This is a genomic window from Sphingomonas sp. 3-13AW, from assembly GCF_049311085.1.
Lineage (GTDB): Bacteria > Pseudomonadota > Alphaproteobacteria > Sphingomonadales > Sphingomonadaceae > Sphingomonas.
In genome coordinates this window covers 33,008-44,692 of record NZ_JASNVZ010000013.1, presented here as the reverse complement: position 1 = coordinate 44,692, position 11,685 = coordinate 33,008, and the positions used below count along the sequence as shown (strand labels likewise).

Below are 11,685 nucleotides of genomic sequence, written 5' to 3'. Positions count from 1 at the left end.
AGCCCCGTGCCGCTCCATCTCACCAAAGTCGCTTTCGCGATCGAAAGCGTCGATCATCTTGCCGAACGGCTGCGCGTCCGTGCGGCCGAAGGCGGGGCGCTGACCACCCGCTACTTGCCCAAACGGGCTGCGGAAATCACGGGCGGATCGCTGTTCTGGATCCTCAAGCACCAGCTGGTTGCGCGTTCGCCGATCCTGGGGTTCGGAGACGCCGAGGGCGGTCGAGTGGCGATCTTCCTCGCCCCCGAACTGGTGCTGGTCCAGGCCCGGCCCAAGCGGGCGCATCAGGGCTGGCGCTATCTGGAGGCCGCGGACGCGCCGCCGGACCTGGGCCAGGGTAGCGCCGGCATGGACGCGCTGCCGCCGCGCCTGATCGGCGAACTCTCCGCGCTTGCGCTGATCTGAGGTCTAGCGCGCGAGCGTCGGGAACGCAGCGCGGAAGGCGGCGACCTTGGGGGCATCCCAGCGCACGATATAGGGATGGCGCGGGTTCCGCTGTGCGAAGTCCTGATGATAGGGTTCGGCCGGGTAGAAGCGTCCGGTCTCCAGACGCGTGACGATGGGAGCCTGGAAGCGCTTGGCGCCCTCAAGTTGCCGGATATAGGCCGCAGCCGCAGCGCGTTGCGCAGCATTCTGCGGGAAAATGGCGGATCGATAGCTTGGTCCCCGGTCCGGCCCCTGGCGGTCTAGCTGCGTCGGGTCGTGCGCAATCGAGAAGAAGACGCGCAGCAGCGTGCCGTAGCTGACCTGGCGTGGATCATAGGTGATCCGCACCGCTTCGGCGTGACCGGTCTGCTCCGTGGAGACCGCGGCATAGCCGGCAGTCTCCCGCGTACCTCCGGCATAGCCGCTGGTCACGTCGAGCACGCCCTTCACCTGTTCAAACACCGCTTCCAGGCCCCAGAAGCACCCGCCGGCAAAAACCGCGGTCGCGCGCGTGCCCGCAGCGGGCACGTCGTGTTGGATGGCGGGGATGCGGACGGCGCGCTCGGCCCCCGCAGGGACAGAAAGGCCGAGCGTGGTGAGCAGCACGATCAGGGGGAGGGCGCGGCGCATCCTCCTGATATGGGAGCGGCCAACGCGATCAACAGGGGCACGCGCCCCTGGATTCGTGCTTAGTTCGTCGCTTCCACGGGGGCATCCCACGAGGACGCCTGCGCCGGCTGCGTGACCTGCACGCTCACCAGTGCCACTGCGCCAAGAGCGAAGCCGCTGAGGAAAAGCCGGAAGAAACCGGGCCGGGGCTTGGTCTGCGTCATAGTCGTCGTCCAGTTGCCATGCCGCGAGAACCCACCCGAAGGCAGCGGTTCGCGACGCGGTTGCGTTCTATTGCTTTGAGGTAGGCCATCGGGGCTGAACCGCGGCTGGCCGTGCCGTTCATCGCCAGTTGGCATCGCCGGCACGGCTTCGCAATACCCGCGCGCGAAACGCTGCGGTGCAAAGAAGTTCCACCGCGGCGAACCGCGGTGGAGAAAAAACTTCGGGAAGGTTGTTTTAGCGCAGGGCGGCGCAGGCGTCCTGGATGCGGGTGCACGCTTCGCGCAGCACGTCTTCGGACGTCGCATAGCTGATCCGCATCGCCGGCGAGAGGCCGAAGGCGGCGCCATGCACCACCGCGACCTTTGCGTCGGAGAGCAGGTAGCCGGCAAAATCCTCGTCGGTCTCGATCACCTGGCCGCCGGGAGCGGTCTTCCCGATCAGCCCCGAGATCTCGGGATAGACGTAGAAGGCGCCTTCCGGCGTCGGGCAGGTCACGCCGTCGATCGCGTTGAGCATGCCGACGACCAGGTCACGCCGCTTCTGGAAGGCGGCAGCGCGATCCTTGAGGAAGCTCTGGTCGCCATTGAGGGCCGCCACCGCCGCCGCCTGCGCGATCGAGCAAGGGTTGGACGTCGACTGCGACTGAAGCTTGGACATCGCCTTGATCAGCCATGGCGCACCGGCGGCATAGCCGATCCGCCAACCCGTCATGGCATAGGCCTTGGAACAGCCGTTCACCGTCAGCACGCGCTCCTTCAGCGACGGGCACGCCTGGGCGATCGTGGCGAATTCGAAATCGTCGTAGAGAATGTGCTCGTACATGTCGTCGGCGAACACCCAGACCTGCGGGTGGCGCTCGAGCACCTGGCCGAGCGCACGCAGCTCATCGACCGTATAGGCAGCGCCGGTCGGGTTGGACGGCGAGTTCAGGATCACCCACTTGGTACGCTGCGTGATCGCGGCTTCGAGCTGCTCCGGGCGCAGCTTGTAGCCCTGATCCGCGCCTGCCTGCACAATGACAGGCGTTCCGCCGGCGAACTGCACCACATCGGGGTAGCTCACCCAATAGGGTGCGGGCACGATCACCTCGTCGCCAACGTCCACCGTCGCCACCATGGCGTTGAACAGCGTGTGCTTGCCGCCGACGTTCACGCTGATCTGGTTGACGGCATAGTCGAGGCCGTTGTCGCGCTTGAACTTGGCGACGATCGCCTCCTTCAGCTCCGCGGTGCCGTCGACATTGGTATATTTCGTCTTGCCTGCGCGAATCGCCTCGATCGCGGCTTCCTTGACAAAGTCCGGGGTGTCGAAGTCAGGCTCGCCTGCGCCCAGGCCGATCACGTCGACACCCTGACGCTTGAGCTCAAGCACCTTGGAGGTGATGGCGAGCGTCGGGGAGGGGCTGATACGGTCGAGCGCGGCAGAGGTCTTCATCGGAATTCCCGCTGGAGAAAAGGCGCTGGCGACTTAGCGAGGGGAGGGGGCCTCCGCAACCAATCGCGCACGAATAAGTCCGCGGATCGCATTGCCGACGTAAAAACCTTGCGCGAGATCGGCCGGGCGCAACTCGGTCTCGACGACGCGTCGTTGCGCCATGAGCTCGGCGCGCAAAACCCCGGGAAGCAGCACCGCCGCCACGGGAGGCGTGTGGAGCATGCCGTCTCGCTCGACGAAGAGCGTTGTGAAGCTTCCTTCGGTCAACTGTCCGTCCGGCGCGAGGAAGACGACTTCGAAACAGCCGGCCTGCCGTCGCGCACTGTCATAGAAGGCGCGGTCGCTGGTCTTGTGGCGCAGGCGGAAGTCCGCGCTCGGGACTGGTAACGGCACGACCGCGACGTCCACAGGCTCGGTCGGTCGCGGCGGCAGCGGCCCTGCCTCCACCGCGATCGCGCCCGTCGCCGAGAGTAGCAGGCGGACGCGCGAAGGCCGTTCCAGGCGGAAGGTCGCGGCTTGCAGTTCGTTCCGGGCTGCGTGGCGGTCGAAGTCGAATCCGAGCTGGCGGGCACTCGTCTTCATCCGCTCCAGATGCCGTTCGAGCAGCGAGATGCCTTCGTGCGGATCGAAGGCCATCGTCTCGATCAGGTCGAAGCGGCGCTGACCCACGGAGAGGAAGCGCGCCTTGTCATGGCACTCCCGCCATTCGGCAGCGGCATTCGAATCGGCGACGACACCGGATCCCAGGCCCAATGTCGCGGTCTGCCCACCCGGCTTCAGGTGCAGCGTACGGATCGCGACGTTGAACGCTGCATCACCGTCGGCAGTGATGTCGCCGATCGCCCCGGTGTAGATCCCGCGCGGCGAGCGCTCCACCGCGTCGATGACCTCCATAGCCCGCCGTTTGGGCGCGCCGGTCACCGAACCGCACGGGAAGAGCGTCGCCAGGGCCTGGGTCGGGGTCCGGTCGGGCGCAAGCGTACCGATCACGCTGGAGACCATCTGATGGACCGTCGGATAATGCTCGACCACGAAGCGCTCGGGCACCTCGACGCTGCCGGGCACCGCCACCCGGGCGATGTCGTTGCGCAACAGGTCGAGGATCATCAGATTCTCGGCGCGCTGCTTGGGGTCCTGGGCAAGGGCGGACGCTACCGCCGCATCGCGGGCGGGATCCGGGTCACGTCGCGCGGTTCCCTTCATCGGCCGCGCTGACAGGCTGGTGCCGTCGATGCGGAAGAACAGCTCCGGCGAAAAGGACAGCAACCAGTCCCGGCCGGTCCAGACCAGTGCGCCATGTCCCGCCGCCGCACGTGGTCGGATCGCGGCATAGAGGGCGCAAGGGTCGCCCATCACCGGCACGGCCGCCCGGAAGGTGAGGTTCGCCTGATAGATGTCGCCAGCCTCTATCCACTCGCGGACCCGCTCGAACGCGCGGGCATATTCGGGAAAGTCGATTTCCGGCTCCGGCGCGCCAACCCAGGCTCCTCCCGGGTCCGGCAGCATTGCCGTCAATGTCGCGGCATCGATCTCTTCGCCGCGCTCGAAGATGCCGAACCAGGCGAGCGGCAGTTCCGCGTTGACAGTTCCCGTCAGCCCCTCCGCCTGCCGCCCGGCCTCGTAGCTCAGGAAGCCTGCAACCGCCCGGCCTTCTTCTCGCGCGCGATCCAGCTGGGCGAGCAGGGGAGCCACTTCTTCAGGCGTATCGGCCTGCACCACTGCATGGGGCGCGCGGTACAGCCGGGCAGTGCCTCCTGGGCGTGCGTCGTCCAGCAGAACGAACGGCGTGGCGTCGTGCAAGCGCATCGCCTCGCGGATTGCAGTGCCGCGGCGCTTGCCGCAAGCCCGTATGCGCGCCTATCCCGTCGCAATGACACCTTCCCCCATCCGTGCGGCGATCGTGCCGGTGACCCCGCTCCAGCAGAATTGCACCCTCTTGTGGTGCACCAAAACGATGCGCGGCGCCTTTGTCGATCCCGGGGGTGACCTCGACCGGCTGCGCCAGGCTGCGGCGCAGAACGGCGTGACGATCGAGAAGATCCTGCTGACCCACGGCCACATCGACCATTGCGGTGAGGCCAAGCCGCTTGCCGACGAGCTGGGCGTGCCCATCGAAGGACCGCACGAAGCCGACCGCTTCTGGATCGCGCGCCTGGATGAGGATGGCAAACGCTGGGGCCTGCGCGGCGTGCCCTTCGAACCAGACCGTTGGCTGGTCGAGGGCGACCAGGTGACGGTGGGCGAGGTTGCGTTCGACGTCTACGAGACGCCGGGCCACACCCCGGGCCATCTCGTCTTCCACCATCCTGCGACCAAGTTCGCGCTCGTCGGGGACGTGTTGTTCTCGGGCTCGGTAGGACGCACCGACTTCCCGTTGTCCGATCATCAGGCTTTGATCGATTCGATCGTGACCAAGTTGTGGCCGATGGGCGATGACACAAGCTTCGTACCGGGCCACGGGCAGCCCGGGACCTTTGGCCAGGAGCGGCGAACCAACCCCTTTGTTGCCGATTCGGTGCTCGCGCGCGGCTGAGTTGCGGCAGGGAATGCCGTCACAAGCTTGCAACCACTGCCAAAAACGCTATAGGCGCGGCTCGCTTCGTGACATGGCCAGCTGCCGGTCCGGCGAGCGGCCGGGTTCCGGCATTGCTTGCCCGGTCCAAACTCGGGCATTTCACGGCCAACGATCCTTAGATTACCGGTAAAGGTGCCGACATGGCAGTTCCCAAGAGAAAGACCTCGCCCTCCCGCCGGGGCATGCGGCGCTCGCACGACTCGCTTTCGGTCGAGTCGTTCCAGGAGTGCCCGAACTGTGGCGAGCTGAAGCGTCCGCACAACCTGTGCAACGCTTGCGGCCACTATAACGGCCGCGAGATCGTCTCGGTCGAGGGCTGAGACTGACTGCAAACGGAGGCGCTGGCGTGGTGGCCGAGGACTCGTGGATCGCCATCGATGCGATGGGCGGTGACGAGGGCCTAGCGGTGATGCTTGCCGGTGTCGCCCTGGCGCGTCGTCGCAACCCCGGCATGCGGTTTCTGCTGGTTGGGGACGAAACGGCGATTCAAGCCGGTCTCCAGTCGCACCCCAATCTCTCGGCCGCGTCGGAAGTCGTCCACGCGCCGGAACTGGTCGGGTCTTCGGACAAGCCGAGCCAGGCGATCCGCCGTGCCCGCACCACTTCGATGGGAATCGCCATCGACCTGGTGAAAAAGGGCAGGGCGGCCGCTGCGGTTTCGTCGGGCAACACCGGCGCGCTGATGGCGATGGCAAAGCTCGCGCTGCGGACCATGCCGGGCATCGACCGGCCGGCGCTCGCCGCGCTGCTTCCCAGCCTCGGGGAGACCGACCTGGTGATGCTCGACCTCGGCGCGAACGCCGAGTGCGATGCGCGCAACCTCGTCCAGTTCGCGGTGATGGGCGCGGCCTATGCCCGCACGGTGCTCGATCTGGAGAGCCCGCGCGTCGCGCTGCTCAACATCGGCACCGAGGATCTGAAGGGCACCGACAGCGTACGCGATGCCGCTGCGGCGATCCGGGCCTCCACCCACCTGCCGATGACCTTCACCGGCTATATCGAGGGCGACCGCCTGTCGCGCGGCGACGTCGACGTCGTCGTATGCGACGGGTTTTCCGGCAACATCGCGCTCAAGACGGCAGAGGGCACGGCCCGGTTCGTAGCCGACCTGCTGAAGCGCGCCTTCCGTAGTTCCGTGCGCTCGAAGGTCGGGTTCCTGATCTCCAAGCCCGCGACCGACCTGCTGCGGCACCACCTCGACCCCAACAACCACAATGGCGCCATCTTCCTGGGGCTGAACGGCCTGGTCGTGAAGAGCCATGGCGGCGCGAACGCCATCGGCGTCTCGAACGCGATCGAGGTCGCGGCCAAGCTGGTGCGCAATAACCTCACCCACCGGATCGCGCACGACCTTGCCGCGATCGAAGCGAAGGCAGCATGATTCGTCGCTCCGTGATTGCCGGCACCGGCTCCGCACTACCCAAGCGCCGCGTCTCCAACGCCGAACTCGCCGAGCGCGTCGATACGACCGACGAGTGGATTACCGATCGTACCGGCATCCGCTTTCGCCATATCGCGGACGATACCGAGACCACCTCCTCGCTCGCCATTCTCGCGTCGCGTGCGGCGCTTGAGGCGGCCGGGCTGGAGCCGGATTCGATCGATCTGATCGTGCTGGCGACCGCGACCCCGGACCAGACGTTTCCGGCTACCGCGACCAAGGTTCAGGCGGCACTCGGAATCAACGATTGCGTCGCGTTCGACGTGGCCGCGGTGTGCTCTGGCTTTCTCTATGCGGTGCAGGTCGCCGACAGCATGATCCGGGCGGGCGCCCATCGCCGCGCCCTGGTGATCGGTGCGGAGACCTTCAGCCGCATCCTCGACTGGGAAGATCGCGCCACCTGCGTGCTGTTCGGCGATGGCGCGGGCGCGGTCGTGCTCGAGGCACGCGATTCCGACGATCCGGATGCGCCGGGCATCCTTGCTACCAAGCTTCACGCCGATGGCCGGCACAACGGCCTGCTCTATGTCGATGGTGGTCCATCCACCACCGGCACCGTCGGCAAGCTGCGGATGAAGGGGCGGGAGGTGTTCCGCCACGCCGTCGTCAATCTGGCGCAGGTGATGGAAGAGACGCTCGGCATCGCGAACCTGACCTCGGCGGATGTCGACTGGGTGGTTCCGCACCAGGCCAACGCCCGTATCCTGGAGGCAACCGCGCGCAAGCTCGGTCTGGCGCCGGAAAAGGTGGTCGTGACCGTCGATCAGCACGCCAACACCTCCGCAGCCTCCGTCCCGCTCGCGCTCGACACGGCGGTTCGCGACGGTCGCATCCAGCGCGGCGACCTGCTCGTCCTGGAGGCGATGGGCGGTGGATTCACCTGGGGGGCGGCCGTCGTTCGCTTCTAACCTGCTCCCGAACTCGGACACGAGCGGAAGCCGGTGGTTTGATCGCGCGCAACCTTGTGGTACGCGGCTTCGCGCATTTAAGGGCTAGGGGGGTGCCAATGACAGCGGGCGGGACGTTGACACGCGCAGACCTTGCAGAGGCGCTGCACAAGGAGATCGGACTTTCGCGCGCCGATTCCTCAAAGCTGGTGGAGGAAATCCTGCGCCACATGTGCGAGGCCCTGCACAAGGGCGAGAACGTGAAAATCTCTGGATTCGGCAGCTTCGTGCTTCGCGACAAGGGCGAACGCGTCGGCCGCAATCCGAAGACCGGGGTCGAGGTGCCGATCGCGCCGCGCCGCGTTCTGACCTTCCGTGCCAGCCAGATGATGCGCGACCGCATCGTCGCGGCCAACTGAGCGGTACCGCCGTGTCCGAGAAATCGGCGACGGCTTTTCGCACGATCGGCGAAGTCGCGGCCGAGTTGGGCCTGCCCCAGCACCGGCTGCGATATTGGGAAACTCGCTTTGCGGACCTGCGTCCGGTCACCCGGGCGGGGCAGCGCCGGTACTACCGCCCGGAAGATGTCGCGCTGGTGCGGCGCATCCACCATCTCCTGAGCGAAGAGGGCTATACGATTCGCGGCGTGCAGAACCTCCTTGCCGCTGAACGGGGCAAGTCGGCGGTCGTGCAGGTCGAGAACCCGTTGCGTCGTATCCGGGCAATGCTCGCCGACGCACTCGCCCTCGACGCGCGCTGAGGCTCAGCCGAAATCAGGTCCCAGGCTGGGGTCGACATCGCGAGGGCGGATGAACCGGCACAGTCGCGCCGTTCCGCGCGATGCTTCGTTCCAGTGATCGCCCACCTCCAGCACCGCGACGCTTGCCGTCGGGAACTTGGCCTCCACTTCGCAGCGCAAGGATCCCGCCTGCGCGAGCAGCAGAACCAGTTCCTCAAGCCCGGGATTGTGGCCCGCCACGAGCACGCTTTCGGCCGTGTCGGGCAGCGCCCGCACGACATCCAGCAGGGTCGCCTCCGACGCGAGATAGAGCCGGCGGTCCCACTGCGGGGCCAGCGTTTCGCCCAGGCCGATGGCGAAGTGCTGGAGTGTTTCCTGCACCCGTACCGCCGGTGAGGCGACGATGAGGTCGAATGCCATTCCCAGGTGCCGGACGTGACGTCCCATCGTCTCGGCGGCGCGCGCGCCCTTGGGATTGAGCGCGCGGTCGAAATCGCGCGTCACCGGATCGTCCCAGCCGGACTTGGCGTGGCGCAGCAGCGTCAGGGTCTTCATGGCACTTCCGTCGAGCGAGGCGTCAGGCGGTCGCCGCCTCATGCCCGATGGAGCGGGCGAGGGAAAGCCGCGACGCGCGTTCCACCGCCTCGTCGAGCGTGGTGCGCAAAACCGGCGTACCCTCGGGGAAGGCGGTGAGCAGCCGCGACGGCATCGCGGCCGACAGGAGCACGAACATGCCCCGGTCATCGGCACGGCGAATCAACCGGCCGAACGCCTGCGCCAGCCGCGCGCGAACGAGCCGATCGTCATAGGCGCTGCCGCCGCCCGCAAGTCGCCGCGCGGCATGCAGCACGGTCGGCTTGGCCCAGGGCACGCCCTCCATCGCTACCAGGCGGAGCGAATCGCCGGGTACGTCGACGCCGTCCCGCAGCGCATCGGTGCCGATCAGCGATGCGCGGGGATCGTCGCGAAAGATGTCGACCAGCGTGCCGGTGTCGATCGGGTCGACGTGCTGGGCGAGCAGCGGCAGGCCCTCGCGCGCCAGGCGGTCCGCGATGCGGGCATGGACGGCGCGCAGCCGGCGGATCGCGGTGAACAGCCCCAAAGTGCCGCCGCCCGCCGCCACGATCAGCCGCGCATAGGCATTGGCGAGGGCGGCAAGGTCGCCGCGTTTAACGTCCGTGACGATCACGACCTCTGCCTGGCCCGCGTAATCGAACGGGCTGGCGGCTTCGAAGCGGGCGGGGGGGCGCTCCAGGTGGGGGGCACCCGCCCGCGCCTCGGCGATCGACCAGTCGCCACCGGCCTTGAGCGTTGCCGAAGTCACCAGGGCGCCGTGGGCGGACTTCAGCACCGTTTCCGCAAAGGGTCGGCTCGGGTCTAGCCAGTGGCGGTGCAGCCCGACATCATATTCACGCCCCTCAACGCGATCGACCGCGAGCCAGTCCACATAATCGGGATCATTGGGGCCGCCGATCCGCGCGATCAGGGCCAGCCAGGCGCCGACGGTCTCCGCACGCCACCCAAGCGAAGCGATCGCCCCCTCGATCCGGGCGCGGGCGGGGCCGTCCATCCAGTCCGGTGCCTCCGCCAGAACGGACTCGAGCCGCTTTCCGAGCTTCACGAGCGGACGCAGCAGACCTTCCAGCGCAGCGCTCGCCGGGCCTGCGGCCTCGACCAGCGTGGCGTCCGGCTCGGCGAGTTCGGTCTCAAGCGCATAGCCCGCCTCGCCGGCGTCCGGTGCGCGCGCATAGACAAGGCCGCGCACGGCCGCGAGCAGCGTCTCCACCGGACCGAACGGCGCGCCCTCGTTGATGCGCGCCAGCCATCCGTCGGAGGGCAGCGCCTGTGCGGCCGTCACCGCCGCCGCGATCGCCTCTGCCCCACCCTCGTCATAGCTGGCGACGTCGGACAGGCGCGCGGTGAGCCCGCGCCGTCTTCCCCGCGCCTTGGCCTCCGGGCCCAGCACCCAGCGCCGGAGCTCGATCGCCTCGGCACCGGTTAGCGCAGCCGAGAACATCGCGTCAGCGGCATCGAACAGGTGATGCCCCTCGTCAAAGACATAGCGGGTCGGGCGCGTCGCCGATTCGCGGCCGCGGGCGGCGTTGACCATCACCAGCGCGTGGTTGGCGATCACCAGGTCGGCTTCGGCAGAGGCGCGTGCAGCGCGCTCGATGAAGCATTTCCGATAATGCGGGCATCCGGCATAGATGCACTCGCCGCGCCGGTCCGTCAGCGCGGTCGATCCGTTGCGCCGGAACAGCGTCGGCAACCAGCCGGGCAGGTCGCCGCCGACCATGTCGCCGTCCGCGGTATAGGCGGCCCAGCGCGCCACAAGCTGCGCGAGAATCGCGGCACGTCCGGCAAAGCCCCCCTGGAGGGCATCCTCCAGGTTGAGCAGGCAGACGTAGTTCTCGCGCCCCTTGCGAGTTACGATCCGGCGCTTGCGCTCTTCCTCGTCAGGGAACAGCCGCTCGCCTTCGCGGGCGAGCTGGCGCTGCAGCGCCTTGGTATAGGTCGACACCCAGACCGCGCCTCCGGCGCGTTCGGACCAGAGGGAGGCGGGAGCGAGATAGCCGAGCGTCTTGCCAATGCCGGTGCCGGCCTCGGCCAGCACCAGGTTGGGCGAATCGCGGACCACCCGCGGGGAAAAGGCGTCGGTAGCGGCGGCGGCATAATTGCGCTGTCCGTGCCTACGCTCGGCGCCGGCGCCGGTGAGTGCGTCGAGACGCGCGACCACGTCGCTCTCGTCGATGGAGATCGTGCGCGGGGCCGGGCGAGGGGCGCGTTCCTCCCATTCGGGCAGCTTGGCGAAGAGCCACCGTTCGGCGCGCTCCGGCCTCGCCAGCCGTTGGGTGATGACCGGCGCCCAGGTCCAGCGCAGCCGGAACAGCGACTGGGCGGCGTGCCACGCACCCTCGCGCTCCGGCCATTCGCCATCGGTAAGCGCCAGCAGCGCAGCGGCTGCCTTTCGCAGGAAGGGCGCCACGTCCGCATCGCGCTCTGGTGCGGAAAGACCGGTGACTGCCGCCAGCCCCTTGGGAGTAGGCACCATGAACCGCGCCGGGCGCAGGAAGGCGAACAGCTCCAGCACGTCGAGGCCCGAGAGGTCGGCGTAGCCGAGGCGTTGCCCCACCAACGGCGCGTTGAGCACCAGCGTGGGCGTGTCGGCCGCCAGGCGGATCGCCTCACCCCGGCTGATCCCGCGCACCTCTCCGTCAGGCGTTGCGACCCAGATGCCGCCGTGGCTTGCGTGCAGCGCGGGATAGGGAAGCATGGCTCCTATATAGCCAGATACCGGGTGAACGGAAGCGGAACGGCGGCATCGGGGTGCATTGGATGCCCGACGACT

13 protein-coding genes are annotated in these 11,685 nt (G+C 67.8%); 7 read left to right on the top strand and 6 right to left on the bottom strand.

Annotated elements, in window-relative coordinates:
• Window positions 1-6 precede the first annotated feature (6 nt).
• Window positions 7-405 carry a DUF1489 family protein gene (locus tag QP045_RS14025; RefSeq protein WP_422515616.1) on the top strand — a complete coding sequence of 133 codons (399 nt, stop codon included), beginning with the start codon at window positions 7-9 and terminating at the stop codon, window positions 403-405.
• 3 nt (window positions 406-408) lie between these two features.
• Here QP045_RS14025 and msrA read toward each other — a convergent pair whose 3' ends face one another.
• The 4 genes from msrA to pabB form a co-directional block, all read right to left on the bottom strand.
• Entirely contained in the window at window positions 409-1,056 is a 648-nt protein-coding gene (msrA, locus tag QP045_RS14020) for a peptide-methionine (S)-S-oxide reductase MsrA (RefSeq protein ID WP_422515615.1), read from the bottom strand.
• 59 nt (window positions 1,057-1,115) lie between these two features.
• On the bottom strand, window positions 1,116-1,259 hold the full coding sequence (locus QP045_RS14015; RefSeq protein WP_422515614.1) for a hypothetical protein: 144 nt from the start codon (window positions 1,257-1,259) through the stop codon (window positions 1,116-1,118).
• A 235-nt stretch (window positions 1,260-1,494) separates the two neighbouring features.
• Window positions 1,495-2,694 (bottom strand): pyridoxal phosphate-dependent aminotransferase, encoded by a 1,200-nt coding sequence (locus tag QP045_RS14010; protein WP_422515613.1) that lies wholly within the window; start codon window positions 2,692-2,694, stop codon window positions 1,495-1,497.
• A gap of 33 nt (window positions 2,695-2,727) precedes the next feature.
• Window positions 2,728-4,500 carry an aminodeoxychorismate synthase component I gene (gene pabB, locus QP045_RS14005; RefSeq protein WP_422515612.1) on the bottom strand — a complete coding sequence of 591 codons (1,773 nt, stop codon included), beginning with the start codon at window positions 4,498-4,500 and terminating at the stop codon, window positions 2,728-2,730.
• 64 nt (window positions 4,501-4,564) lie between these two features.
• Here pabB and QP045_RS14000 point away from each other — a divergent pair, with 64 nt between their 5' ends.
• The 6 genes from QP045_RS14000 to QP045_RS13975 all read left to right on the top strand — a co-directional run bounded on the left by QP045_RS14000 (window position 4,565) and on the right by QP045_RS13975 (window position 8,357).
• Window positions 4,565-5,227: an MBL fold metallo-hydrolase gene (locus QP045_RS14000; protein WP_422515611.1), complete on the top strand. Its 663-nt coding sequence runs from the start codon at window positions 4,565-4,567 to the stop codon at window positions 5,225-5,227.
• Between the two features lie 182 nt (window positions 5,228-5,409).
• Window positions 5,410-5,589 carry a 50S ribosomal protein L32 gene (gene rpmF, locus QP045_RS13995; protein WP_422515610.1) on the top strand — a complete coding sequence of 60 codons (180 nt, stop codon included), beginning with the start codon at window positions 5,410-5,412 and terminating at the stop codon, window positions 5,587-5,589.
• A gap of 29 nt (window positions 5,590-5,618) precedes the next feature.
• Window positions 5,619-6,650, top strand: coding sequence for a phosphate acyltransferase PlsX (plsX, locus tag QP045_RS13990; protein WP_422515609.1), 1,032 nt, complete (start codon window positions 5,619-5,621; stop codon window positions 6,648-6,650).
• Window positions 6,647-7,618, top strand: coding sequence for a beta-ketoacyl-ACP synthase III (locus tag QP045_RS13985; protein WP_422515608.1), 972 nt, complete (start codon window positions 6,647-6,649; stop codon window positions 7,616-7,618). Before plsX ends, QP045_RS13985 begins: the two co-directional genes overlap by 4 nt.
• Window positions 7,619-7,716: 98 nt before the next feature.
• The gene (locus tag QP045_RS13980; protein ID WP_422515670.1) at window positions 7,717-8,016 is read left to right on the top strand and encodes an integration host factor subunit alpha; all 300 of its coding nucleotides are present in this window, start codon (window positions 7,717-7,719) and stop codon (window positions 8,014-8,016) included.
• Between the two features lie 11 nt (window positions 8,017-8,027).
• Window positions 8,028-8,357 carry a MerR family transcriptional regulator gene (locus tag QP045_RS13975; RefSeq protein WP_422515607.1) on the top strand — a complete coding sequence of 110 codons (330 nt, stop codon included), beginning with the start codon at window positions 8,028-8,030 and terminating at the stop codon, window positions 8,355-8,357.
• A gap of 3 nt (window positions 8,358-8,360) precedes the next feature.
• On the opposite strand, the gene QP045_RS13970 is transcribed toward QP045_RS13975, so the two are convergent.
• The gene (locus tag QP045_RS13970) at window positions 8,361-8,891 is read right to left on the bottom strand and encodes a SixA phosphatase family protein (protein WP_422515606.1); all 531 of its coding nucleotides are present in this window, start codon (window positions 8,889-8,891) and stop codon (window positions 8,361-8,363) included.
• Window positions 8,892-8,913: 22 nt separating this feature from the next.
• A complete protein-coding gene (locus QP045_RS13965; RefSeq protein WP_422515605.1) occupies window positions 8,914-11,610 on the bottom strand; it encodes an ATP-dependent DNA helicase in 2,697 nt (898 codons plus the stop codon).
• Window positions 11,611-11,685: the final 75 nt, after the last annotated feature.

Excerpts from the sequence above, each read along its gene's own strand:
- pabB (WP_422515612.1), bottom strand. The coding sequence starts at position 4,500 with ATGCGCTTGCACGACGCCACGCCGTTCGTTCTGCTGGACGACGCACGC.
- QP045_RS13965 (WP_422515605.1), bottom strand. The coding sequence starts at position 11,610 with ATGCTTCCCTATCCCGCGCTGCACGCAAGCCACGGCGGCATCTGGGTC.
- QP045_RS14015 (WP_422515614.1), bottom strand. The coding sequence starts at position 1,259 with ATGACGCAGACCAAGCCCCGGCCCGGTTTCTTCCGGCTTTTCCTCAGC.
- QP045_RS13970 (WP_422515606.1), bottom strand. The coding sequence starts at position 8,891 with ATGAAGACCCTGACGCTGCTGCGCCACGCCAAGTCCGGCTGGGACGAT.
- QP045_RS14010 (WP_422515613.1), bottom strand. The coding sequence starts at position 2,694 with ATGAAGACCTCTGCCGCGCTCGACCGTATCAGCCCCTCCCCGACGCTC.
- rpmF (WP_422515610.1), top strand. The coding sequence starts at position 5,410 with ATGGCAGTTCCCAAGAGAAAGACCTCGCCCTCCCGCCGGGGCATGCGG.
- msrA (WP_422515615.1), bottom strand. The coding sequence starts at position 1,056 with ATGCGCCGCGCCCTCCCCCTGATCGTGCTGCTCACCACGCTCGGCCTT.
- QP045_RS14000 (WP_422515611.1), top strand. The coding sequence starts at position 4,565 with ATGACACCTTCCCCCATCCGTGCGGCGATCGTGCCGGTGACCCCGCTC.
- QP045_RS13980 (WP_422515670.1), top strand. The coding sequence starts at position 7,717 with ATGACAGCGGGCGGGACGTTGACACGCGCAGACCTTGCAGAGGCGCTG.
- QP045_RS13985 (WP_422515608.1), top strand. The coding sequence starts at position 6,647 with ATGATTCGTCGCTCCGTGATTGCCGGCACCGGCTCCGCACTACCCAAG.